Below are 22,282 nucleotides of genomic sequence, written 5' to 3' on the forward strand. Positions count from 1 at the left end.
TTCATAATAAAGTCCTCCTGTTTTTAGTTTATCATAAAAAGATTTTTTTATTTACAGACTTTTTATCACAGGCTCCCTGTACAATACAGAATTCAATCCTTACAGTGTTTTTGAGATAACTGCCCAATTTTTAGACCACTTCATCAGTATCTTTTTTGATATAATTTCTTAATTTTCACAATTGATATTTGTCAGTTCTCCGGTTTCTGTATTTGCAGTAGCTTCGCAAGCACCGATAACTTTAGCTCCAAAAGCATTGTTACCACGGAATTTGGTCACAACATAGATTGTCTCACCGTTATCTTTATATCTTGTTTCTACGTGTTCGTAACTTTTAGCATCGTTCATATTACTTTTTATATATTCAGTCAAATTTTTATGAGAACCGTCCCAAGAACTGAATTGTTTTTCTATTAATTTCATTCTTTCTTCTTTTGCTTTCGCCTCTGCTTCAGCTTTTAATCTTACTTTTTGTTCTTCTCTTATTTTATCACTATTATTATCATTTTTAATTTTTTGTAATAATAGTGTATTCAAAGATTCATTTGCTAGAAATTGTTTATTCAGTTTTCCTTCTTTAGCCTGCTTGTATTCATTATCTGTTAAAGTCCCAATAATATTGTTGATAAATTCAGTTTGTTCTAATTTATCAATTTCACCTTTTAATTTTTTAGACTCTTCATTAGAATTTTTCTCAATTGATTTTTCAAGACTTTGTTTAGCTTCTGAAAGTTTTCCTTGCTTAATCTCTTCGATAGCTTGAGTGTATAATTTATTCGAGTCTTTTTCTTGGGCAGCACCGTTAACCATTGCAATGATGAAAAATATACCAAATGCAACAGATAATATTATTTTAGTTTTTTGTGTAAATCCTTTATTGATCCAAAGTAAAATAAGACCGATCGGGAAAATAAACAGTAAAAATAATATTATAACCCATTTTTTCTGATACCATTTTAGTTTTTCCAATTTTAACCTCCTCAAAAATTTAATAGCAAGTATATAATATCATATTTGGTGTAAAAATTTAATATAGATAAAAAAATAATTTTTAACTTTTATTATTATTTTATAAAATAAATGAAAATATTGTTTTGAAAATTGATATAGAATTATATAGAGCTTTGGAAATGAGAGCGACAGAAAAATACAGAGACTAAAAAAATACTCAAAAGAAAGCAAATAAAAAAAGGGTGAAGGCTCTTTTTAATTTATAAATTTCTGTTGCCATTTTTATTGCCATTAAACAAAAAAAATAGTAGAATAGTAAGAAACATGAAAAAAACAAAAAATGAAATAAATATATATATTATCCTTATTTTTAGATACTCTCAAAGGATAATAGGACAAATGAAAAAATAGTAATAGAAGATAGGTTCATATTATGTTAATATATTAATGTTATCGGGAGATTTATTTAAGGAAGTGGAAAAGTATGAAATATATTTTATATTTTAATGAGATAAATAAGGAAAAACTCCATCTTACAGGGGGAAAAGGGATTAATCTCGGAGAGTTATTTAATAATAAATTTGTTGTTCCGGAAGGTTTTTGTGTAACTACAGAAGCCTATGACTTGCTTATGGAAAACAAAACATTAAAAGAGATGACCAAAGAACTAAACACGCTTGATTATAAAAATACAGACTCAATAGCTGAGGCTGCAGAGAAAATAAGAAACCTAATAACTGAGACAGAGGTCTCGGAAGCAATAAAAATAGCAGTGTACGGTGCATGGAATAATCTGGGGGCATATTATGCATATGCCGTAAGATCGAGTGCAACAGCGGAAGATCTGAAAGGAATATCATTTGCAGGGCAGCAGGATACATATCTGAATATCAGAGGATATGAAAATATCGTGGAAGCTGTGCAAAAATGCTGGGCTTCACTTTTCACAGAGAGAGCAGTCGTATACAGAAATAAAAACGGATTTGACAACAGTGAGGTGAAACTTGCAGTTATAGTCCAGAGAATGATCGGATCAGAGTATTCGGGAGTTATGTTTACGGCAGATCCTATAAGCGGAAACAGAAAAGTGACAGATATAGATGCAGGGTACGGTCTTGGAGAAGCTCTGGTATCTGGGCTGGTAACTCCGGATTTTTATCAGATTCAAAATTCCGAAATAATTACAAAAAAAATAGCCAGAAAAGAAAAGGGAATTTTTCCTGACAATGAAGGCGGAGTCATAGAAGTGGAAATAGTGGATGAATATATGGAAAAGCAGGTTCTGACTGATGAGCAGATAGTGAAACTTGCGGATATAGGGCAGAAAATCCAGAAAACATTCGGCAGTCCTCAGGATATAGAATGGGGATTTTATCAGGGAAAATTTCATATACTTCAAAGCAGACCGATAACTTCGTTATTTCCTATTCCAAAGACATATGACGGCAAAGAACATGTATTTTTTTCATTCGGACATATACAGATGATGACTGATGCGATGAAACCGCTGGCGTTATCAGTTTTTGAGATAACAAGAATTTTTGATAAATTTGGTGCGGAAAATTCTGTATCTGTTCAGTATGAGGCCGGAGGAAGAATTTATATAGATTTGAGCTATCTTTTAAATGTACCGAAAGTAAGAGACAATATTTCAAATATTATGAAATATGCTGATGAGCATGGAGCACATATTATCAGGGAATTAATTGACAGAGGCGACGAGTTCGCCGCAGATGAAGAATTTACAAAAAAAGCCGAGAAATTTTTTGCTCCGATATTTTTGAAAACAGGTTTAAATTTATATGTCTGGAATGTAAACAGATTAAGAGCAAGAGGGGAAAAGTTTTTTAGAAATGAAGCATTAAAATGGGAACGAGACATAAATTCATATAATGGAATTGGAAAAATAAAAAGAATCAGATGGTATGTAAGCGGAATGCTGAATTTTCTGTTTTCCAAAGCTGTAGAATTCCCGGCGTCTGCTATGGCAGCTCAGGCAAAGATAAGAGAAATGTGTATAGAAAGCTTTGGAGAAGAAGAAACAGGGGAATTGCTTGCGCAGCTGAACATGTCTGTCGAGAATAATGTTACCAGTGATATGATGATGGAAATATATGATATGGCTGATATGGCAAGGGGAAGCAAAGAACTGGAAAATTTCATGAAGAATACCACAAATGAAACTTTCTGGGATGATTTGGAAAATCTGAAAACTAATCTGGAATTTACACTGGAAATGAAGAAATTCATCACAAAGTACGGCATGAGATGTACAGGTGAAATAGATGTAACCGTGAAAAGATGGAAAGAAGCACCTGTGGATATCCTTCCGCTTATTATGAATCATATCAGAGCAAGTGAAATGAATGAGCATCATGAAAAATTCAAAAAGGGACTTCATACAGCAAAGGAAGCAGAAGAAAAAATAATAAACGGCATAAAAGAAAAACTTGGTAATTCAAAAGCAAGAAAAGCAGCAAGATTTATAAAAATATACAGAAATATGATGGGATTCCGGGAATCACCAAAATATTTTATAGTAAAATTTCTAGATATAATGAGAACAGCTGTTCTGGATGAAGCGGAAGTATTAGTGGAAGCTGGGGTTATTGATGAGAAGGAAGATACATTCTATTTTTCTCTTGATGAAATAATCAGCATTCTGGAAGGAACATACGATGAAAGTATAGATAAAATCCTTGAAGAAAGAAAATCAGACTTTGAACTTTATAAAAAAATGACCCCTCCCCGTATGATAACAAGTGACGGAGAGATACTCAGAGATAAATCAGGGAATAACAGTGCTCCCGAAGGAGCAATTATCGGGACTGCCGCTTCAGCAGGTGTGAGAGAAGGGATAGCAAAAGTCATCCTGAAACTAAATGAAGCAGATCTGAAAGAAGGGGAAATACTGGTAACATCGTATACCGATCCTGCATGGACTCCGTTGTTTACTGCAGCAGAAGCTGTGGTAACAGAAGTCGGAGGAATGATGACACATGGTTCTGTGGTAGCAAGAGAATACGGCATACCAGCTGTAGTGGGTGCAGACGGAGCTGTCGGGAGGATAAAGACCGGTGACAGAATACGGGTAAACGGAACAGAAGGATATGTGGAAATAATAGAAAAAACAGATTAATAAAAAACACTTTTCAATAACTTTGTTTAGAGAAAAGTGTTTTTTTCTTAAAAAATATAAATCAGACAAGGTATTAATACCTTAAAAATGTTTTACCCTTGAATTATGAAGCCGCATAAAGGTAATGAAAGCTCCGATTATACACAGCACACCGGCAGTTATATAAACATATTTTGCAGAATTTATAAAAATATCGTCTCTTCCTGTAATATAGCTCGTTACTTCGTGACCTGCAAGACTGCTCATTCTGGAATAAAGCACCGCAGTGGACATAGCCGTTCCTACACTCATTCCAAGATTTCTTACCAGTGCATTTACACTTCCTGCTATACCCAGTTTATCTTTTTCTACAGTGGACATAATAAGAGAGTTATTAGGAGACTGGAATAATCCTGCGCCAAAAGCCATAACAACTACAATTAACAGAAAGATCACAGTAGGTGTATGTTCATTTAAAAGTACCATCAGAAATAAACCTATGCTTATAATTGTAAGTCCGAGAAATGTCAGAAGCTCTGATTCTATCTTATCTGAAAGTGTTCCGCTGCTTGGGGCAGTAACAGATATAATTACAGGATATGCCATCATCAAAAGGCCGGTCATTTCCGGAGAAAATTTCATAGTATACTGTAGATAAAAAGGCTGTATAATACCAACAGACGACGTAGCTATAAAGACAATAAATGCACAGAAAATACTTATGGAAAAAAGTTTTGACTTAAATATATTCAGATCGAGCATCGGGTCGGCAGTGTTTTTCTCCACATAGATAAATACTGCGAAACTTACTACAGCTATAAAAAAACATGCAAGAATAACAGGATTAGTATATTTCAGCGTTTCACCTTCGATAATAGCTATAAATAAAGATATTACAGATACAGAGAAAAGAAGAAATCCCTTTATATCAGGAAATTTCACCTTTTCATATTTCTCCTCAGGAAGAAATTTCAGACAGAAAATAAATGCAATAATTCCAATAGGGACATTTATATAAAAAATATAGTTCCAGTTAACCAGTGAAATCAAAAATCCGCCAAGGGGAGGGCCTGTCATGGAACCCAGCGCAACAAAGGTTCCGCTTAATCCCAGAGCTTTACCTCTTTCGTGTTTCGGGAAAGTCTGGGTAATAATTCCCTGACTTGTAGCCATTGCAGCGGCAGCTCCTACAGCCTGTAATGCTCTTGAAAAAATAAGCATTGTCAGTGATGAGGAAAAACCACAGAGAAAAGACCCGAAAGTAAATACAAGAACACCATATCTGAATACTCTTGTTTTCCCGGCTAAATCCCCGAGTTTTCCAAAAATAAGAATAACTGTACAGATAGTTATAAGATAGCTGGATACAACCCAGCTTACAGCTCTGTTAGAAACTCCAAGCTCTCTTGAAAGCGCCGGGAGTGCTACATTGACAATGCTTCCATCAAGTGTAGACATAAATATGAGAAGCAGAACAGTAATTAATATTATCCATTTGTTTTTATGTGAGTGAGTTTCATTCTTGTCCATATATTTCTCCTTGTTTTAGTATACAAGTATTATAGCTTATTTTATGGTATAAAACTATTTAAAAAAAATATAAAAGCCAGAAAAAGGCTGGAAACAAAGGGAAAAGAAAAAAATCGGAAAAGCCGGGATGTTTTTATAAAGTCAGATTTATGCTATAATAGAAGAAAATTCCTGAAAGGAATATCAATGAAAAAAATAATAAAAGCAAGTGCCGGAACTGGGAAAACATACAGTCTGGCTTTAGAATATATAAAAGAACTGATTCTGGGAACAGATTTCAGAAAAATATACGTAATGACATTTACGAAAAAGGCTACATCTGAAATAAGGGAGAGGGTACTTTTATTTTTGGAGGAAATAGCCGAAGGAACAGAAGCTGGTAATGAGATACTGCAAAATATAAAAAAAGCAGAGCCGGAGCTTGCAGTAAACAGGGAAAAAATGAAAATAATATATAAAGACATTATTTTTAATAAGGATAAAATAAAAATATACACAATTGATTCATTTATAAAGATCATCTTTGACAGGCTTATAGCAGAGAAAAGGCATATTTATACTTATACTGTGGATAATGATGAAAATAAGGAGATAATCGAAAATGTACTTGCAGAACTTATTTCAAACAGATATCATATGGAAAAAGTAAAAAGTTTTTTGCTGAAAGAAAGAAGAAGAGACCTTGAGGAATATGAAAATCTTATAGACCAGCTGATACAGAACAGGTGGAAGTTTGAATTCATAGGGAATAACAGGATTTTAAGGGAAAAATACAAAGAAACAGATCTTTTGGAAGAGACTGAAAGACTTTTGATTATTTCAGACGAAGTGACGTCACTTTCAGAACTCGGCAGAGAAGAAATTCTCAAAGAGCCATTTTTGTCATATAATAATTTTTCCGGTAAGGATGAAAAACAAAAATATTTTGTGAAAAATATAAGGGAATTTTTGAAGGCTTCAAGTGATGTAATCTGGAACGGGAATAAAACCAGAGGAAATAAGTATAAAGAAGGAATAGAAAATTTTCGCGAAGAATACAGAGCATATAAAAAAGTTCTTGCCAAACATATATTCAATGAAGAGATCATCAGCTACGAAAAGGATTATTTTGAAATTTCCGATATAATTTTCGGGATATATGACCAGATCAGGTTTTCGGAAAAATCATTTAATAATAATGACAGAACGATATATACATATAAACTTCTTATGGAAAATAACAGATATATAAATAACGGAAAAGTAACAGAGGAATTTTATGACTTTTTTGGAAATGAGATAGAAACTGTATTTATTGATGAGTTTCAGGATACAAGTGTACTTCAGTGGAGAATTCTGCGGGCAATAGTAGAGGGAAGCAGAAATGCCGTTATTGTGGGAGATGCGAAACAGTCTATTTACGGATGGAGAGACGGAGAGAAAAAACTGTTTGAAAATCTGGAAAATATACTGGACGGCGACGTAACTGTGGACTCTCTGGTAAAAACATACAGAACAAAAGAGAAAGTCATGTTATTTTTAAACAGCTTTTTTAATAATATAAATGAAACATGGGATTATGAAGAGGTGGAGTATAATTCCCCGGAAGGATATCTGGAGCTGAATGTATATAATAATGATAATTCCGAAATAGATACATCAGAAGAGATAATAAGAGATATAACAGCTTCCCTGAAAGAAAACGGGAATTACAGAAATACTGCAATTATAGCAAGAAAAAACAGTGAACTGTCAAATATAGCGGTTTATCTCGAGACTAATAAAATACCGTTCATATTGGAAAGTAACAAAACACTGAAAGAATACGAAGAAACCGAGGCTGTATTCTATCTGCTGCACTTTTTGGTTTATAAAGATTTTATATCTCTTGTAAAATTTTTGAGAAGCGACTTTGTAGATATAAATGCTGAGGATCTAAGGTATATACTGGAAAATAAACATAAAATACAAGGATATATTGAAGGCAGGGAAGAGCATCCGGGAGTACTGGAAGAATTTTTTAAAAAGATAGTTATATTGGAAAAAATGGAGTATACTGATAAAGTAAGGTATATTTTTGAGAATTTTAACATAATAAAAAAAGAGAAAAGCAGTATTGTGTATAAAAATATTCTATATCTGTATAATCTTATGCTTAAATTCGAGTCAATGGAAGAGTTTCTCGCTAAAACAGAGGAGAACAGAGAATTACTGTCAATTCAGGGACTTAATGAGACTAATGCGGTAATATTGACAACAATACATAAATCAAAGGGTCTGGAATATAATACAGTATATTATCTGATAGACTCTTCAGGGAAAAAGGGAAATAACGGGGGAGCGCTTGAGTTTCTCGTGGAGCTTTCTGATACTTTCACCAAAGTGGAAGATTATATAATTTTTAACAGCAGAAACAGAGGAATAATAGAACTTTTGGAAGAATACAGAAAGCTGCCGAAAAACAGCGATCTGAAAGAGGAAGATGAAAAGATAAATAATCTATATGTGGCACTTACAAGGGCGAAATCTAATTTATACATATTTTACTATACAGGGAAAAAAGGTTTCAGGGGTGACAGTCTGGAAAAGGCTCTTTACAAAGCTTCGGGAATGGAAATGGAAGAAATATTAAATTCTTTTTATTCAGACGGAACATGCGGAAATCAAGAAGAAACAAATAAAAATACAGAAAAAAAATCAATAAATATAAAGAAATATTTTATAGAAAATAAAAAATATGATAAAATAGTAAAAAGTACAAAATCATTAGAAATAGAAAACTCAAGAAAAGAAGGGCTGGCTGTCCATTATTATTTTGAAAATATAAAGTACGCAGGGGAAGAAGAAAGATATTTTGCCAGATCTCAGGTATTCCAGAAGTATGGAAATATGCTGGGGAAATCCAAACTGGAAGAAATTTTCAGAAGAGCGGATAATTTTATTTTTGGTAATAAGGAGCTTTTTAGCAGAACATGGGAAGTTTTTAATGAATTTGAAATTACAGATGGTGTGACAGGTGAAGTTTACAGGATAGATAAATTGCTATTAGACAAGACCGGTAAAAAGGCGGTTATTTTAGATTTTAAAAGCGGAGAAATTCATAATCAGGAGCAAATTTTAAAATATGAAGAAATATTAAAAGAAAAACTTCCGGATTATGATTTCAAAAAAGAGTTCATCAGATTATAGTAAAGGAGTAAGAATGAGGAAGTTTCTAGTAACATTAATTTTAGTTTCGGCAGTAATTTCTTGTAATAAAGATGATGCAATGGATGATAACATCCTAAACGGTACCTATGCAAAAAAATTTAATATAATTCATTATAAAACGAATCCTATGTATGATGTAGATAAAAAAACCTTTGAAATACTCAATTTTGACTATGCTAGAGATAAGGATCATATATATTTCGGAAACAAAATAATAGACGGGGCAGACATAGACAGTTTTGCGATAGTGGGCGATTATATGTCCAAGGATAAAAATAATGTATATTATCGTGAAAATATTCTGGAAGGTGCAGACCCTGAAACATTTTTTGCAATAGGAGGAGAGCTCCCTAAATATTTTTCAGACAGGAAAAAAATCTATAACAGAGAAGGAAAACCTTTGGACATTAATATTGATAAGTTTAGACTATTAATGGAAAACTATGTTATAGATGATAAAAATGTATATTATGACGGAAGAAAAATAAGCGGTGCGGATATAAAGACTTTTACCCCGCTTTCTGATACATATTCCAAGGACAGCAATCATGTCTATATGGAATATAGGGTAGTAGAGGATGCAGATCCCGAAACATTTGTAATAGTACCGGATATGAGCAAAAAGAAAAGTGAAATATACACTAAAGATAAAAGTCATGTCTATTATTATGGTGAGATTATAAAAGACGTGGATTCCGGGACATTTGTCCAAATCGGGAATATATATGCCAAAGATAAAAATCATATTTATGAATCAAAGCAGATTCTGGATATTGATATAAACAGCTATAAAATATGGGAAAACGGGATTTATATAAAAGACAAGACAAAAGTTTACTGGGGAAGCATGCCTGTGGAGGGTGTAGATCCTGAAACTTTTGAAGAACTTGGAGAAGAAAATCTTGCCAAGGATAAAAATCATGTATACAGCGGTGATTCAGTACTTGAAAAGCTTGAGCCTGCATTGCTTAAATATATAGGCGGTCCTTATTATCTTTATAAAAATAATGTGCTGTATCTGGGAAGTGCTTCACTTCTTGGTAAAAAGAGGAAGCTTGAGACGGATATAGACGGGAAAAGTTTTGTATATATGGGTGATGAGCTGATTAAGGACAAAAAGAATGTGTATTATGCGGGGCAGCGACTGAAAGAGGTCAATCCTGAAGATTTGAACACAGCAGAAGATGCAAAAAAGCTTAGAAAAAAAATTATCAACGGAATTTTAGGTATACAAAAACAGAGAAGGTAAAAAATATTAAAGGAGAAAAAGTTATGGGTAGAAATTTTAGATTTTTAGTATTTATGATTTTTTTGACAGCTTCGGTTTTTGGAGATGTGCAGACGGTTATTTCAGGCGGGCCTGTGGAACTTAGTCCTGCGTCTATAGTAAAAACTGTTAAGCCTGAAAGTAAATTTTTTGATATAATTACACTTACTAATCGTACAGACAAAAAATTAAAGTTTTGGACAAGCAGTGCACTTTTTTATACTGATGACAAAGGCAATAAATATGAGATAGAGCTGAAAAAGAAAACATCATGGAGTTTCAGCCCTGTTATCGGTGTGGGAATAGGCATAGGTTCCGGAGGAAGAACACGTACAGGAACAGGAGTAGGTGTGGAGGTTTCTCCTGACGGAAGGAACAGCAGCTATGTAATAGAGACAGCGTCAGGACTAAATTTTAAGGCAAATGAGGAGAAGACTCTTACAGTAAATTTTGATATTTCGGATTTGAGAGTGAAAAATAATAAGAATATGCGTATAACAGAAGGGAAACTTACAGGAGAAGTAATCCTTGAGGACAGAAGCAAGACTTATTCGGATATAAGAATACCAATAGAAATAAATATAGAGCAATAGTAAATATGTTAAAATTATCCCTGAAATGAGGCTGTTTTAGAATTTCAGGGTTTTTTACTGCACATTTTCTTTTGGGAATAATATTTTTACTAAAACTATGCTATAATGTAACAATATAATATTTAAATTTATAAATTTCTGTTTTCACAAAATAGATATATTTTTATTATAGAATGAATAATCGTTTTAAAAAGCTGTTGATTTGATAAAAATATACCAGAAAGAAACTTAATAAGATTTTCAGGCAGAAAAATAAAATTTAGAATAACAATATTAAATGAAAATAACAAGGAGGATTTATGAAAAAGATTATATTATTTTTGATCAGTATGGCATTAGTATTCTCAATTACAGGATGTAAAGCCAAAAAAGCAGTTACTGCTGAAGAATTCAAAAGTAAAATGACACAGAAAGGATATCAGATAGTCGATATTTCTGAAAAATACGCAGGAAAAGGGGCTAAGGCAGTATTAATAGCCATGAAAGACGGATACCAGATAGAATTTTATGTAACTGAAAATAAAGATTATGCTGTAGGTTCATATAATCTGAATAAAGAAAAAATTGAGAAAACTAAAGGAAACAGTATGGTAGAAACTCAGAAATCTATAGGAAATGTTTCTAAATACACCTTAAAAAGCAACTCTTCATATAAAGTGGTATCAAGAGTAGGGGAAACCTTTATCTATCTTAATGTTCCGGGATCAAAAACTGAAGAAGTAAAAGAAATACTGAATAAACTTGGTTATTAATTTTTTATAATATGCGGGAGCGGAAAGAGAAATATTAGAGCATTATAATTAAAAGATTTTTTGAAATTTATAATTGAATAAGTAAAGAAGAGACAGTTGTTTTAGTGCTGTCTCTTCTTTCATATTTCAGATAAGAAGTGAAAATTATTTTTTGTTTATAATTTTATAATCATCATCTGCAATACTGCCCCAAAAATAGATATGATTTTTATCTCTTACGAAATTATCATCTAAAATTTCGAAAGAATCAGGATCAGAATCTTTTATTGTCAGTCCGTCATAGTAAATATAGTTCTTATCAGCTGCATATTCGTCGTTAAGAATACGAAAAGTCTTTGTATCGGCATTTTTCACTGCGGCTTTAAAATAATATACATTTTTCTTATCTTTTGCATATGAATGGTTTAATGTTTCAAAACTTGTGGTATCTGCTTTGTCTATAACATTCCCTTCAAAATATACACGGCTTTTATCTTTTGCATACATGCCGTCAAGAGTATGGAAAGTAGACGGATCGGCATTTTTAATTTTTGTGTCAAACAGATAAACAGAGTTTTTGTCAGTTCCATAAAAATCATTTAAAGCTTTGAAACTGAGAAAATCAATATTTTTAAGTGTCTGATCTCCAAAGTAAATATAATTTTTATCTTTTGCGTAAAACTCAGACAGAGTTATAAAAGTATCTTTGTCCACGTTTTCGAAAATATCCCCGAAAAAGTAAATGTGATTTTTATCTTTTGCGTAAATTTTATTTAGAATAACAAATGAATTATAGTCAGCTTCATTAATTTTAAAAGGATGGTAGCTGTCGCTGAAATAAACTGAATTTCCCTTAGTAAAGTAACAGCTGTAGCAATCTGCTGTATGATCTTCCAGAGAATCAGTATAAGAAATCAGGGAAAGTCCTGTAAAGATCAATAAAAGTAATTTTTTCATATACACCTCATAAGTAAATTTTTTAATATTCCGGAATTATTTCCAGACAAGCTGCCATGTGACATTATATTTATCAGTCACCCATGCGACTTTTTTGAATTCAAGAACAGGCTCAGGGCCCATCATAACAAAGCCGCTTTCTGAAAGCTTTCCAAAAATCATGTCGAATTCATTTTCTGAACTACAGTTTATAAACATAGAAACAGCCCATGAAAATTCCGGTGAATGTGTTCCGTCCATATCCATTGCCATAAATTGCTGCCCCATTATTTCAAAAAGAACATTTAAGACTTTTCCCGGTTCACCGTAAGCGTTATCAGTAATATGTTCAAGAGAAATTATTTTTGCTTCGGGAAAAAAAGATATATAAAAATTCACGGCTTCTTCTGCATTACCTTTGAAAGATAAAAAAGGAAGAATTTTTTGATTAGATTCTGTCATAAGAACTCCTTTCGATATATGAAATTTATAGATATAAAATAATTATTAAATTTTTTCTGCAATAAATTCCAGTGTTTCAGAAAACTCTTCAGTGGACAGATTTTTTAATGAAGAATATTCACCATGTCCGAGTTCTACTAAAACTGTTTTTCCATCCACACAGGCAGTATCAAGCGTGAAAAAATTCAGATTAAATGCTGGAATAACAGTATTTATAATATTGTTAAGAAAATCCTTTTCCTCATTTTGGATATTATCAGAAGGAAAAATACTGACATTGTTATTTACAGCAAAACAGAAAAAACGTTTTTCATTTTCAACTTTGACTGCCGGTTTAAAAATCAAACCATCACGAAATTTTCCAATATGATTCTTCATTTTAGATAATAAGAGACTTAATTCTTCAGCTGATGAAATAACAGGTTCTGATTCTGATTTTACACCATCTTTTACAAAAATTGAATTTCCAAGCTCAGAAGCTGCGGGAGAATATAATATTTCCCCTAGTACATCCCGAGATTCCGTACCTTTCTCTTCTTGAAGATTATCTAAAAATTCATTCGGATATAAAATAGTAGGGCCTATAATATAAGGTTTTAATAACTCTGTCCAAAAAAATCCGCTGTTGGCTGTTTTGGCCTGGATATGATCAGAAAACCAATTATACTGTGGAAATATAAGTGAAGGATGATTTTCCGGTTCCAGCATCCAGCCTCTGTATAAAAATATGTAGTTCTCATTTTCGTATAGCTTGCTGAAAATCAGACGTTTTTCATATTCGTCATATAATCCTGTTTCAAGAAACGGCATTTTTGAAACTGCGTTATACTCTTCTTCCCAGTCAGGATCGACAATGTTTTTTAATGGATATTTGGGATAAATAAGCATTATACGCATATGTACTCCCCCACTTTCTTTTTATATTTATAATAAATTTTAACGTAAAGATATAAAAAAGTCAATTAAACAGGAAACAAACTGTTGAAAAAAAGATAAGTTTTAAAAATAAAAAATGTGAAAATATAATATTTATCACGATTTTTTCATAAAAATTATAATGCTTGCCATAAAAAAATAAAAAAATATACAAAAAAATATAAGGGTATGCTATAATGTTTTATATAGAAAATGAATTAAGTGTAAATTGGAGGAAAAATGAAATTATCCGCAAATGAACAGGATTATTTAAAAGGAATATATCTGCTTTCAGAAGAAGACGAGTTTGTCGCAGTAAAAAAAATTGCCGATTATCTGAATATATCAGTCCCTTCTGCAAATGAAATGATAAAGAGACTGGAGAAAAAGCTTCTTGTAAAGCATTATGCATATAAAGGAATAAAGCTTACTGAAAACGGAAAATGTGAAGCATTATTTATATTAAAAGCACACAGGGTCTGGGAATACTTTCTTGTAAATAAGCTGGGGTATCAGTCGGATGATGTTCATGATGATGCAGAAATATTGGAACATAATGCTTCTGCTAAGCTGGTCGAGAGACTTTATAAATATTTAAAAGAGCCTGCTATCTGCCCGCACGGCAGCGAAATTCCAAATATAATTTTCTGGGAAGAAGAATCAAAGCTTTATAAAATGTCAGAAGTAAAATGCGGCATGGTAGGTGAGCTTATTCTTACAGATGAAACAGCGGAGAAGTATATAGAAGAATTTGGAATAAAAAATATAAAATGGGTAGAAATTCTGAAAAAACTGAAAACTGACAATACCATTATTATAAGAGTGGAAAATAACAGAGATAATCTGGTATTGTCTGAAAAAATACAGGAGCATTTCAGATTAAGAATATTAGATTAATAGTACATAATTTAAGGAGGAAATATGTTAGAAAGTATCAGAGCAGTGAATCCTGTGCTACAGGCTTTACTGGCAACATTATTTACATGGTTTCTTACTGCACTGGGTTCGGCCATGGTAATATTTTTTAAGGATATAAAAAGAGGAATACTAAACGCTATGCTGGGATTCGCAGCAGGGGTGATGATAGCTGCGAGCTTCTGGTCACTTTTGGCTCCAGCTCTGGAAATAGCCGAGGCAAATGGTGATGTAGCATGGGTACCGGTAGCTGCGGGATTTCTTTCAGGCGGATTATTTCTGCTTGTAGTAGATAAGATACTGCCGCATTTACATATGGGACTGGACACAAAGAAGGCCGAAGGGATAAAAACAAGCTGGCAGAGAAGTATACTTCTTATTCTTGCAATAACTCTTCATAATATACCAGAAGGACTTGCAGTAGGAGTAGCATTCGGAGCAGCAGCCCTGAATGGCGCCAACGGAAGTTATCTTGGTGCAATAACTCTCGCATTGGGAATAGGAATACAGAATTTTCCCGAAGGAGCAGCAGTTTCAATTCCTTTGAGGCGTGAAGGGATGTCAAGAAGAAAGAGTTTCTTTTACGGGCAGATGTCTGGTATAGTAGAGCCTATAGCAGGTGTCATAGGAGCCTTATTTGTAATAAAAATGACTTCGCTTCTGCCTTTTGCACTGGCATTTGCAGCAGGGGCAATGATATTTGTATGTATAGAAGAGCTTATTCCAGAAGCACAGAGGGATGAAAAGACAGATTCAGCTACAGTAGGAGCAATGCTTGGATTTACTATAATGATGATACTGGATGTGGCATTAGGGTAGAAAAGTCTTTAGTACAGAGAGGTAAGCGAAATGAAGAAAATAAAAAATTTTAGAAAAATGTTTGCTGTCTTTGGTCCCGCATATCTTGTGGGAGTGGGTTATATGGATCCGGGAAACTGGGCAACAGATATAGCCGGAGGTAGTAAATACGGTTATCAGCTTATATGGGTATTGTTAATGTCGAATATTATGGCAGTTATATTACAGATATTATGCACAAAAATAGGAATAGTAACAGAAAGAGACCTTTCACAGCTTTGCAGAAGAGAATATCCGAAAAAGACTTCATTTACTTTGTGGGTTTTGGCTGAGATAGCCATAATTGCCACAGATCTCGCAGAAGTTCTTGGTACGGCAATTGGTCTGAATCTTTTGTTTCATATTCCTATACTTGCGGGAATTATAATAACAGCCTTTGATACTTTGATTATTCTGGCTCTGCATAAAAGCGGAAAACGTACAATTGAAATAATTATAATAAGTCTTGTAAGTATAATAGCAATGAGTTTTCTTGTGGAACTTCTTATTGTAAAGCCGGATCTGGGTGAGGTTGCTTATGGCTTTATTCCGAAGATATCCGATTCGGGAGCTCTTTATATAGCAATAGGAATAATAGGTGCCACTGTAATGCCGCATAATTTATACCTGCATTCCAATATTGTAATAAATGATATGAAAATATCCAAAAAAGATAAAATGAAATATAATAAAATAGATTCAATAGTAGCACTGAATCTGGCCTTTTTAGTAAACAGCGCGATCTTAATACTGGCAGCTACTACTTTTCATAAGAAGGGTTACTTTGGGATAGAGGAGATTCAGGATGCTTATCATCTGCTGGAACCACTGCTCGGGACAAAACTGGCACCTGCACTGTTCGGGATAGCACTTCTTGCAGCAGGACAGTCATCTACTATTACAGGGACAATGTCCGGGCAGATAGTAATGGAAGGCTTTATAGACATGAAGATAGCTCCGTGGAAAACAAGGCTGGCAACAAGACTGCTGGCTGTTATTCCTGCTGTTATTATAATAATGATAGGTGGTTCACAGGAAACAGGGGATCTTCTTATATTGAGTCAGGTACTTCTGAGTATACAGCTTCCTTTTGCAGTAGTGCCATTGATACATTTTGTAAGCAGCAGCAAGCTTATGGGAAGATATGTCATAGGAAATTTTACAAAAATAGTCGCATGGATTGTTGCTTTTACTATAATTTTACTGAATATAAAATTAGTATTTGATATAGCTGATACACAGTTAAGATCAGGAATATTTCTTTTGGGATGTTTCATTTATAGTTTTTTAATCGCCGCATTGATATTTTTGGGATATATATTTTATTATCCTATAAAAAACAGGAAGAGTACAAAGTAATTTACATTTATTACAATTTGTGATATTATTTTTATAAAACAGGCGTTAAAAAGGAGAAGAAAATGAAAAAAATAGTGTTTGCTATGTTATTTTTTATAGGGTTGTTAGGTTTTTCAGAAACAGCGAAATCAGGAGTTTACTCTAATACAAAAGAGTATACAAACGGAGGAGTATATTATATATTCACTGCTGACGGAGAAAAAGTAGTGCTTTATGACGGATATGTCAGACCTGACGGGGCACCTGATGCTGTTCCTGGTGACATAATGAGATTATACCTTGGTATTTCAGAAGGGAAAAATGGAACTCTTGTGAGTACAAACAGCAGAATGTATGCATTTAGCATAGGATCAGAAAGTAATGACATGACTACATTTAATGTAACGAAAAAAGATTTGAAAGTAAGCGGAGATAAGAAATCATATAAATTTATCAGAGAACTCACAGAAGATGACCGTGACAGAATATATGAAATACTAAAGAATCTGGGAGTAGAATAAATATCAAACAGGAATCGTTTCAGAATATAGAAATTCTGAAACTTTTTTTTGATAATATTCATTCCGGTATTGTAAGATCAGGTACTAATTTTCAGAAAAGGCAGAAGACTTTGAAGCTGACTGACAAGAATTCTTTTTATAATATGTAAATTATGGTATAATAAATATTCTTTTAATAGAGATGTAGAAATAAGGAGGAAGAAATTAATGAGCAAAACTAAGAAAATATGGCTGGGAGTATTATCTTTTTCACCATTAGTGGTAACATCTGCTTTTGTAGCTGTAATTCTGATGTTCTATATAAGAATAATATTCGGCGCAATAGATGGATCTTTGGCATATTCAGACGGAAGAGAGTTTGTATTTTTTGCAGTATTTGTGATAATTTTTGCTTTTTTAGTAAATATTGCAGTTTATGCAACTTTAATAATTTTTACAATATGTATTGTAAAAAATAAAAGAATAGGAGATACTGCCAAGATACTTTATCTGATAGGAATGTATTTTTTAAGTACAATAGTGCCGATAGTGTATTTTTTTATTGAAATAGCAGGCAAGAAAGATGAAATAGAGGTAAGTTAAAGATAACCAGAGAACCTTTGAAAACGGGTTCTTTTTTTATAGGTACAATTAAAATCTGAATATCTTTAAAATATTAATGTTAAGGGTATCAAAAAGGGCAGAAGCGATAATCTGCCCATTATTTATGTTAATTTAAGTTTTTATATGCTGAAAGCTATATAAATATTGATCTTCTTAGCAATGATATGCGATTAAGATGAGAAAACCATTATATTTACAACAGGCGAAGTTCATTAGGAATCAGCCTTTGTTTAATTTAGAGCCGAATATCAGATATAAGCTTTTTTATTGGGGGAATATATAGTATAATGATATTAAGAAAATTAATATAAGATATGCTGTTATCGGAAAGGGTGAGATATGACTGAAGAGTGTAAATTTATAGTGGATTTTCTGGATTGTGAATACGAGATCTTTGAAAATGAAACAAATGATGAAAGACTGATAAAAAAATTCAACGAATGGAGCAGTCTGGGGGCCAAAGAAGGGTTTTATCCTGTGATAGTCGTACCTAGCGATATACTTACAGAAGGACTGGAACTCGATCTTGAGGATGCCGGTCTGGAAAACAGCCGGGAGGAAATAAAGAAACGCAGAGAAGAAATAATTAATGAAGCAGAATCAATTAATGTGAAAGAGTTTTTAGACGAAAGATTCGCGGAATATTCTGAAATGCATGAAGATATGGATATAATCGGAGAATTTTTGGAAGTAGAACCTTATCACCGTTTTTATTCACATATGGATAAGGCCGCTCCGCATGAAGAAATACTCATGGTAAAAATACCTGTAAAAAATCCGTGGGAAATAGCAGCGTGGATTCCTATGGGAGGATTTAACGATTGTCCCGAACCTGCGGCACAGACAGCAGTTTTTCGTCACTGGTATGAAAAATACGGTGCTGTACCTGCAGTAGTGACTTACGATGTGTGGGAAATGAAAGTGGGAAATCCTCCGAAAACTGAGGAAGATGCTGAGAATCTGGCGAAAGAGCAGTTTGCTTTTTGCTATGACATAGTCATGCAGGCTGCACGCGGATGGGACAGAATCAGAGCATTGGCAAGCACGCTGAAAAATTCCTCTGCATGGTATTTCTGGTGGGATTAGATTAATAAAATTATGAAAAAGTCTCTGGAATGATAAACTGAGAAGTTAATTATCCGTGTGCGGTTTCATATTTATTGATAAAATTTTTATTCATCGGAGTATTAAAAGGTGAGAAGCAATTTTCGGGGATTGTAAAAGGAGGACACATTTATGGTATTGCCGGAGATACTCGCAGGCGCTTTTTCAGGAGATATAAGCACATTGGAAAATATAAAAAATAACTATGAAATTTGTTCTAAAACTGATAAACTACTATCAGAAACTTATCATAAGAAAGACAGCGGAGACAGACTTACACATTACGGATATCAGATAAAAATGCTGGCAGATTATGTCTCGGAGAACTTATTTGATTTTGAAACATTTAAGGAAATCTGGATAAAGAATATGACTTCATATGAAGGGTACCTTGATGAAGCTACATGTAAATCACTGGAATATTATGAAAATGGTTATTTGTTTGGATATGAATCAGAAGAACTCGGAGGTGCAGCAAGGATTGCCCCGATTCTGTGTTTTGAAAAAGACAGGGAGACCGCACTGGAAAAAGCTTTGGAGCAGGTGCAGATAAGTCATACGAGCTACAGATCACTTTTAGTTACTGAATTTCTCGTAAAGTTTCTTTACAGAATATGTGAAACACATAATATAAAAGAGGCGGCAGAGTTTACTGCAGGAAGTTTTCGCAGTGATAAGAAAAAGTATGAATATCTGGAAAAAATATATTCTCAGGTAACGGAAAATCTGAGTTGTAATTCCGAAGGAAGTGGAAATAAAGTTGAAAATTTTTTGGAAAAAGATGAATTTCCCGTAATACTGTATATATGTATGAAATATAGCAGCTTTGAGGAAGCACAGTATGCTAATATAAGAATTAAGGGAGATTTTGCAGTAAGAGGGATTATACTGGGAATGATATTCGGGGCTGCCGGAAAGCTTGGCGGACTGTCAGACAGCAAAGCTGACATCCTGATTATATGAAAAGGAGGTTCCGGGGAATTTTGAACAAAGAGAAAGAGTTTTTGGAAAAGTATATATTTTATGATCTGGAGGATTTGAACGATGGTTTTGATTCACCTTTAATAAAGTATTTCAGCAAAGAAGATTTTGAAAAAGTACTGGACAGGGCTGAATTTTACGGAATAGAAATTTTTGGTATTGAGCCGTGGCCGGACAGACAGTTTTTTAATGTCAGAATATACGAAGATTACGGCATTCCCGCTGATAATTCGAAATGGTACAGGGATGCGTACAGTAAGTTTCTCAATGAGGGAGTGACTTCTTATTTTTCAGCCACTTATGGTGTACCTGAAAATTTATTAAAAAAATTTTTGATATAAAACTATGCATTATCTCTAAAAACAGGGATAATAAACGAAAGGATCAGTGAAGTACATGAGAATTAGTGATTTTTTAGATGAAAACAGAATAATATTAGATTTGAAAGCAAAAACAAAAGAGGAATTGCTAAATGAAATGGGGAAAACGTTCAAGGATACAGGAGTTGTAGATGAGAGCGGCTATGGAAGATTCATAGAAAAATTAAATAACAGAGAAGAAACATGTTCTACAGGATTTCAGGACGGAGTAGCAATACCCCATCTAAAAGCAAGAGCAGTAAAGAAAATATCTCTGGCTTTTGGTATTTCAAAAGAAGGAATAGACTTTGACGCTTTGGATAAGCAGCCTTCTAAAATATTTATCATGATTGTGGCACCAAAGGAAAATCCAAATGAATATCTAGGTCTTCTTGCTAAAATATCTGAGATTTTTCTTGATGAAAATAACATAAAAAAGATTATGGAAGTAACAACTAAAGAAGAAATATATGAAATTCTTAATAAATATGAAGCATAAATAAGATAAAGCTGTCTTTGCACGGGAAAGGCAGCTTTTTGGTATTAAATAAAGGATATAGATTTTAATTTTTTACTGTATTCAAGAGTTTTTCAAAATCCCTGTGAATATTGAATTTAAAGGGTTTTATGTATGTTTGGTTTATTGACAAACAAGATGGTTTTTGTTAAAATAGAAGAAAAGAAATGGAAGAGGATAATTATGTATTGTGAATTTAAATCTAAATATACACCAGTATACTACTCATATATATCAAAGAATCTCATAAATAAAGATAATTTTACTCTGACAATAAAAAAACTGAGAGAAATATTAAATATACCAAAAAGTTACAGTTCAACTCAGGTAATAGACCTGCTTAAAAGAATAATAAATGAATTGACAAGGGTTCTGGACAGCAGATATAGAAAATTGGAATTTGATATTATAAAAGTTAATAATAGAATTAACGAATTAGTTTTTAGAGTAATCAAAAGTAAAAAAAATAATTTTGACTATGTATTGAAAAGTAATGAGATAGAGAATTTTTCTTTACCAAAAACTTATGAAAGAAAATTACGAAAATTATATCAAAGTGAAAATATAGTGGAAGAAGCAGAAAAATTAAAAAAAGAGATACTAAGGGGGTATTGGAAGAAAAAGAATGGATATTGATGTTTATGATATTTATATGAGTGACGGGGAAGACTATATATATTGTTATCAAGGGACAAAAGTTTTGAAAAATATATTAGATATTAAGAATTCTAATGTATTGAAGTCAATGGAAAATAAACTGGTTACAACTAATCAAATAATACTTCTTAGTAGGCCTATAACGGATTTATCTGAAAATGGTTTTAAAAAAATTCATAATTTTTTATTCAAAGATATTTACAAATTTGCAGGAAAGTATAGAAATGTTAATATTTCAAAAGGTTCTACTAATTTTTGCAGACATGAATATATTAATACTCAGATGAAAGAAATATTTCAAAAACTCAAAAATGATAATTATTTAAAAAATTTGCCAAAGAATGAATTCATAAAAAAGATTACTGATTTTTTTGCAGATATAAATGCAATACATCCTTTTAGAGAAGGAAATGGAAGAGCTCTAAGAGAATATATTCGTATTTTAGCTTTGGAATCAGGATATAGAATTAATTTGGAAGAATTTTGTGAGCTTAATATAGATGATTATGTAGAAGCTTGCATTGTTTCAATTTATGCAAATGAAGAACTTTTGGAAAAGTTATTTGGGAAATTATTTGCTGATGTCTGATTATTTATATTATGAAAGATGCGGCTAAATTAAGCCCGCATTTTCATATCATTTTGAATTATATTTTACACAGCTTAATTTTACGAGATTTCGGAGCCTGTGATAAAAAGTCTGTAAATAAAAAAATCTTTTTATGATAAACTAAAAACAGGAGGACTTTATTATGAAA

The 22,282-nt window shown here is 32.7% G+C and carries 21 protein-coding genes; 16 read left to right on the forward strand and 5 right to left on the reverse strand.

From position 1 onward, the window contains the following. Nucleotides 1–168: 168 nt before the first annotated feature. On the reverse strand, nucleotides 169–969 hold the full coding sequence (locus NK213_RS15020; RefSeq protein ID WP_253350458.1) for a hypothetical protein: 801 nt from the start codon (nucleotides 967–969) through the stop codon (nucleotides 169–171). Between the two features lie 466 nt (nucleotides 970–1,435). Here NK213_RS15020 and NK213_RS15025 point away from each other — a divergent pair, with 466 nt between their 5' ends. Further along, the gene (locus tag NK213_RS15025) at nucleotides 1,436–4,090 is read left to right on the forward strand and encodes a phosphoenolpyruvate synthase (RefSeq protein WP_253350459.1); all 2,655 of its coding nucleotides are present in this window, start codon (nucleotides 1,436–1,438) and stop codon (nucleotides 4,088–4,090) included. Nucleotides 4,091–4,171: 81 nt separating this feature from the next. Here NK213_RS15025 and NK213_RS15030 read toward each other — a convergent pair whose 3' ends face one another. After that, nucleotides 4,172–5,599: an MFS transporter gene (locus NK213_RS15030; protein WP_253350460.1), complete on the reverse strand. Its 1,428-nt coding sequence runs from the start codon at nucleotides 5,597–5,599 to the stop codon at nucleotides 4,172–4,174. A 186-nt stretch (nucleotides 5,600–5,785) separates the two neighbouring features. On the opposite strand from NK213_RS15030, the gene NK213_RS15035 reads away from it, so the two are divergent. The 4 genes from NK213_RS15035 (at nucleotide 5,786) to NK213_RS15050 (ending at nucleotide 11,400) form a co-directional block, all read left to right on the forward strand. Further along, on the forward strand, nucleotides 5,786–8,767 hold the full coding sequence (locus NK213_RS15035; protein ID WP_253350461.1) for an exodeoxyribonuclease V subunit beta: 2,982 nt from the start codon (nucleotides 5,786–5,788) through the stop codon (nucleotides 8,765–8,767). Nucleotides 8,768–8,780: 13 nt separating this feature from the next. Further along, nucleotides 8,781–10,037 (forward strand): DKNYY domain-containing protein, encoded by a 1,257-nt coding sequence (locus NK213_RS15040; protein ID WP_253350462.1) that lies wholly within the window; start codon nucleotides 8,781–8,783, stop codon nucleotides 10,035–10,037. 23 nt (nucleotides 10,038–10,060) lie between these two features. Beyond that, nucleotides 10,061–10,648: a hypothetical protein gene (locus tag NK213_RS15045; protein ID WP_253350463.1), complete on the forward strand. Its 588-nt coding sequence runs from the start codon at nucleotides 10,061–10,063 to the stop codon at nucleotides 10,646–10,648. A gap of 299 nt (nucleotides 10,649–10,947) precedes the next feature. Then, entirely contained in the window at nucleotides 10,948–11,400 is a 453-nt protein-coding gene (locus tag NK213_RS15050) for a hypothetical protein (RefSeq protein ID WP_253350464.1), read from the forward strand. Between the two features lie 144 nt (nucleotides 11,401–11,544). Here NK213_RS15050 and NK213_RS15055 read toward each other — a convergent pair whose 3' ends face one another. The 3 genes from NK213_RS15055 to NK213_RS15065 are packed head-to-tail and all read right to left on the reverse strand — an operon-like array spanning nucleotide 11,545 to nucleotide 13,674. Next, a complete protein-coding gene (locus tag NK213_RS15055) occupies nucleotides 11,545–12,336 on the reverse strand; it encodes a DKNYY domain-containing protein (RefSeq protein ID WP_253350465.1) in 792 nt (263 codons plus the stop codon). A 36-nt stretch (nucleotides 12,337–12,372) separates the two neighbouring features. Beyond that, on the reverse strand, nucleotides 12,373–12,777 hold the full coding sequence (locus NK213_RS15060) for a VOC family protein (protein ID WP_253350466.1): 405 nt from the start codon (nucleotides 12,775–12,777) through the stop codon (nucleotides 12,373–12,375). Nucleotides 12,778–12,822: 45 nt separating this feature from the next. Then, nucleotides 12,823–13,674, reverse strand: a complete 852-nt coding sequence (locus tag NK213_RS15065; RefSeq protein ID WP_253350467.1) for a hypothetical protein — start codon at nucleotides 13,672–13,674, stop codon at nucleotides 12,823–12,825. 258 nt (nucleotides 13,675–13,932) lie between these two features. On the opposite strand from NK213_RS15065, the gene NK213_RS15070 reads away from it, so the two are divergent. From NK213_RS15070 to NK213_RS15120, 11 genes are all read left to right on the forward strand, one after another. Continuing rightward, nucleotides 13,933–14,589 carry a metal-dependent transcriptional regulator gene (locus NK213_RS15070; protein ID WP_253350468.1) on the forward strand — a complete coding sequence of 219 codons (657 nt, stop codon included), beginning with the start codon at nucleotides 13,933–13,935 and terminating at the stop codon, nucleotides 14,587–14,589. A 24-nt stretch (nucleotides 14,590–14,613) separates the two neighbouring features. After that, nucleotides 14,614–15,426: a ZIP family metal transporter gene (locus NK213_RS15075; RefSeq protein WP_253350469.1), complete on the forward strand. Its 813-nt coding sequence runs from the start codon at nucleotides 14,614–14,616 to the stop codon at nucleotides 15,424–15,426. A 30-nt stretch (nucleotides 15,427–15,456) separates the two neighbouring features. Beyond that, complete coding sequence (locus tag NK213_RS15080; RefSeq protein ID WP_253350470.1) at nucleotides 15,457–16,803, forward strand: Nramp family divalent metal transporter; 1,347 nt, start codon at nucleotides 15,457–15,459, stop codon at nucleotides 16,801–16,803. A 62-nt stretch (nucleotides 16,804–16,865) separates the two neighbouring features. Further along, nucleotides 16,866–17,303: a hypothetical protein gene (locus tag NK213_RS15085; RefSeq protein WP_253350471.1), complete on the forward strand. Its 438-nt coding sequence runs from the start codon at nucleotides 16,866–16,868 to the stop codon at nucleotides 17,301–17,303. A gap of 207 nt (nucleotides 17,304–17,510) precedes the next feature. After that, nucleotides 17,511–17,885, forward strand: coding sequence for a hypothetical protein (locus NK213_RS15090; protein ID WP_253350472.1), 375 nt, complete (start codon nucleotides 17,511–17,513; stop codon nucleotides 17,883–17,885). A gap of 360 nt (nucleotides 17,886–18,245) precedes the next feature. Continuing rightward, nucleotides 18,246–18,992, forward strand: a complete 747-nt coding sequence (locus tag NK213_RS15095; protein WP_253350473.1) for a DUF4253 domain-containing protein — start codon at nucleotides 18,246–18,248, stop codon at nucleotides 18,990–18,992. A 150-nt stretch (nucleotides 18,993–19,142) separates the two neighbouring features. Continuing rightward, nucleotides 19,143–19,973, forward strand: a complete 831-nt coding sequence (locus NK213_RS15100) for an ADP-ribosylglycohydrolase family protein (protein WP_253350474.1) — start codon at nucleotides 19,143–19,145, stop codon at nucleotides 19,971–19,973. Nucleotides 19,974–19,993: 20 nt separating this feature from the next. Continuing rightward, nucleotides 19,994–20,332 carry a hypothetical protein gene (locus NK213_RS15105; protein WP_253350475.1) on the forward strand — a complete coding sequence of 113 codons (339 nt, stop codon included), beginning with the start codon at nucleotides 19,994–19,996 and terminating at the stop codon, nucleotides 20,330–20,332. 55 nt (nucleotides 20,333–20,387) lie between these two features. Next, entirely contained in the window at nucleotides 20,388–20,849 is a 462-nt protein-coding gene (locus tag NK213_RS15110) for a PTS sugar transporter subunit IIA (protein WP_253350476.1), read from the forward strand. A 201-nt stretch (nucleotides 20,850–21,050) separates the two neighbouring features. After that, on the forward strand, nucleotides 21,051–21,503 hold the full coding sequence (locus NK213_RS15115; RefSeq protein ID WP_253350477.1) for a hypothetical protein: 453 nt from the start codon (nucleotides 21,051–21,053) through the stop codon (nucleotides 21,501–21,503). Next, complete coding sequence (locus tag NK213_RS15120) at nucleotides 21,493–22,113, forward strand: Fic family protein (RefSeq protein WP_253350478.1); 621 nt, start codon at nucleotides 21,493–21,495, stop codon at nucleotides 22,111–22,113. The genes NK213_RS15115 and NK213_RS15120 overlap by 11 nt, the downstream gene beginning before the upstream one ends. The last annotated feature ends 169 nt before the right edge of the window (nucleotides 22,114–22,282 follow it).

Source organism: Sebaldella sp. S0638 (genome assembly GCF_024158605.1).
Taxonomy (GTDB): Bacteria; Fusobacteriota; Fusobacteriia; order Fusobacteriales; family Leptotrichiaceae; genus Sebaldella.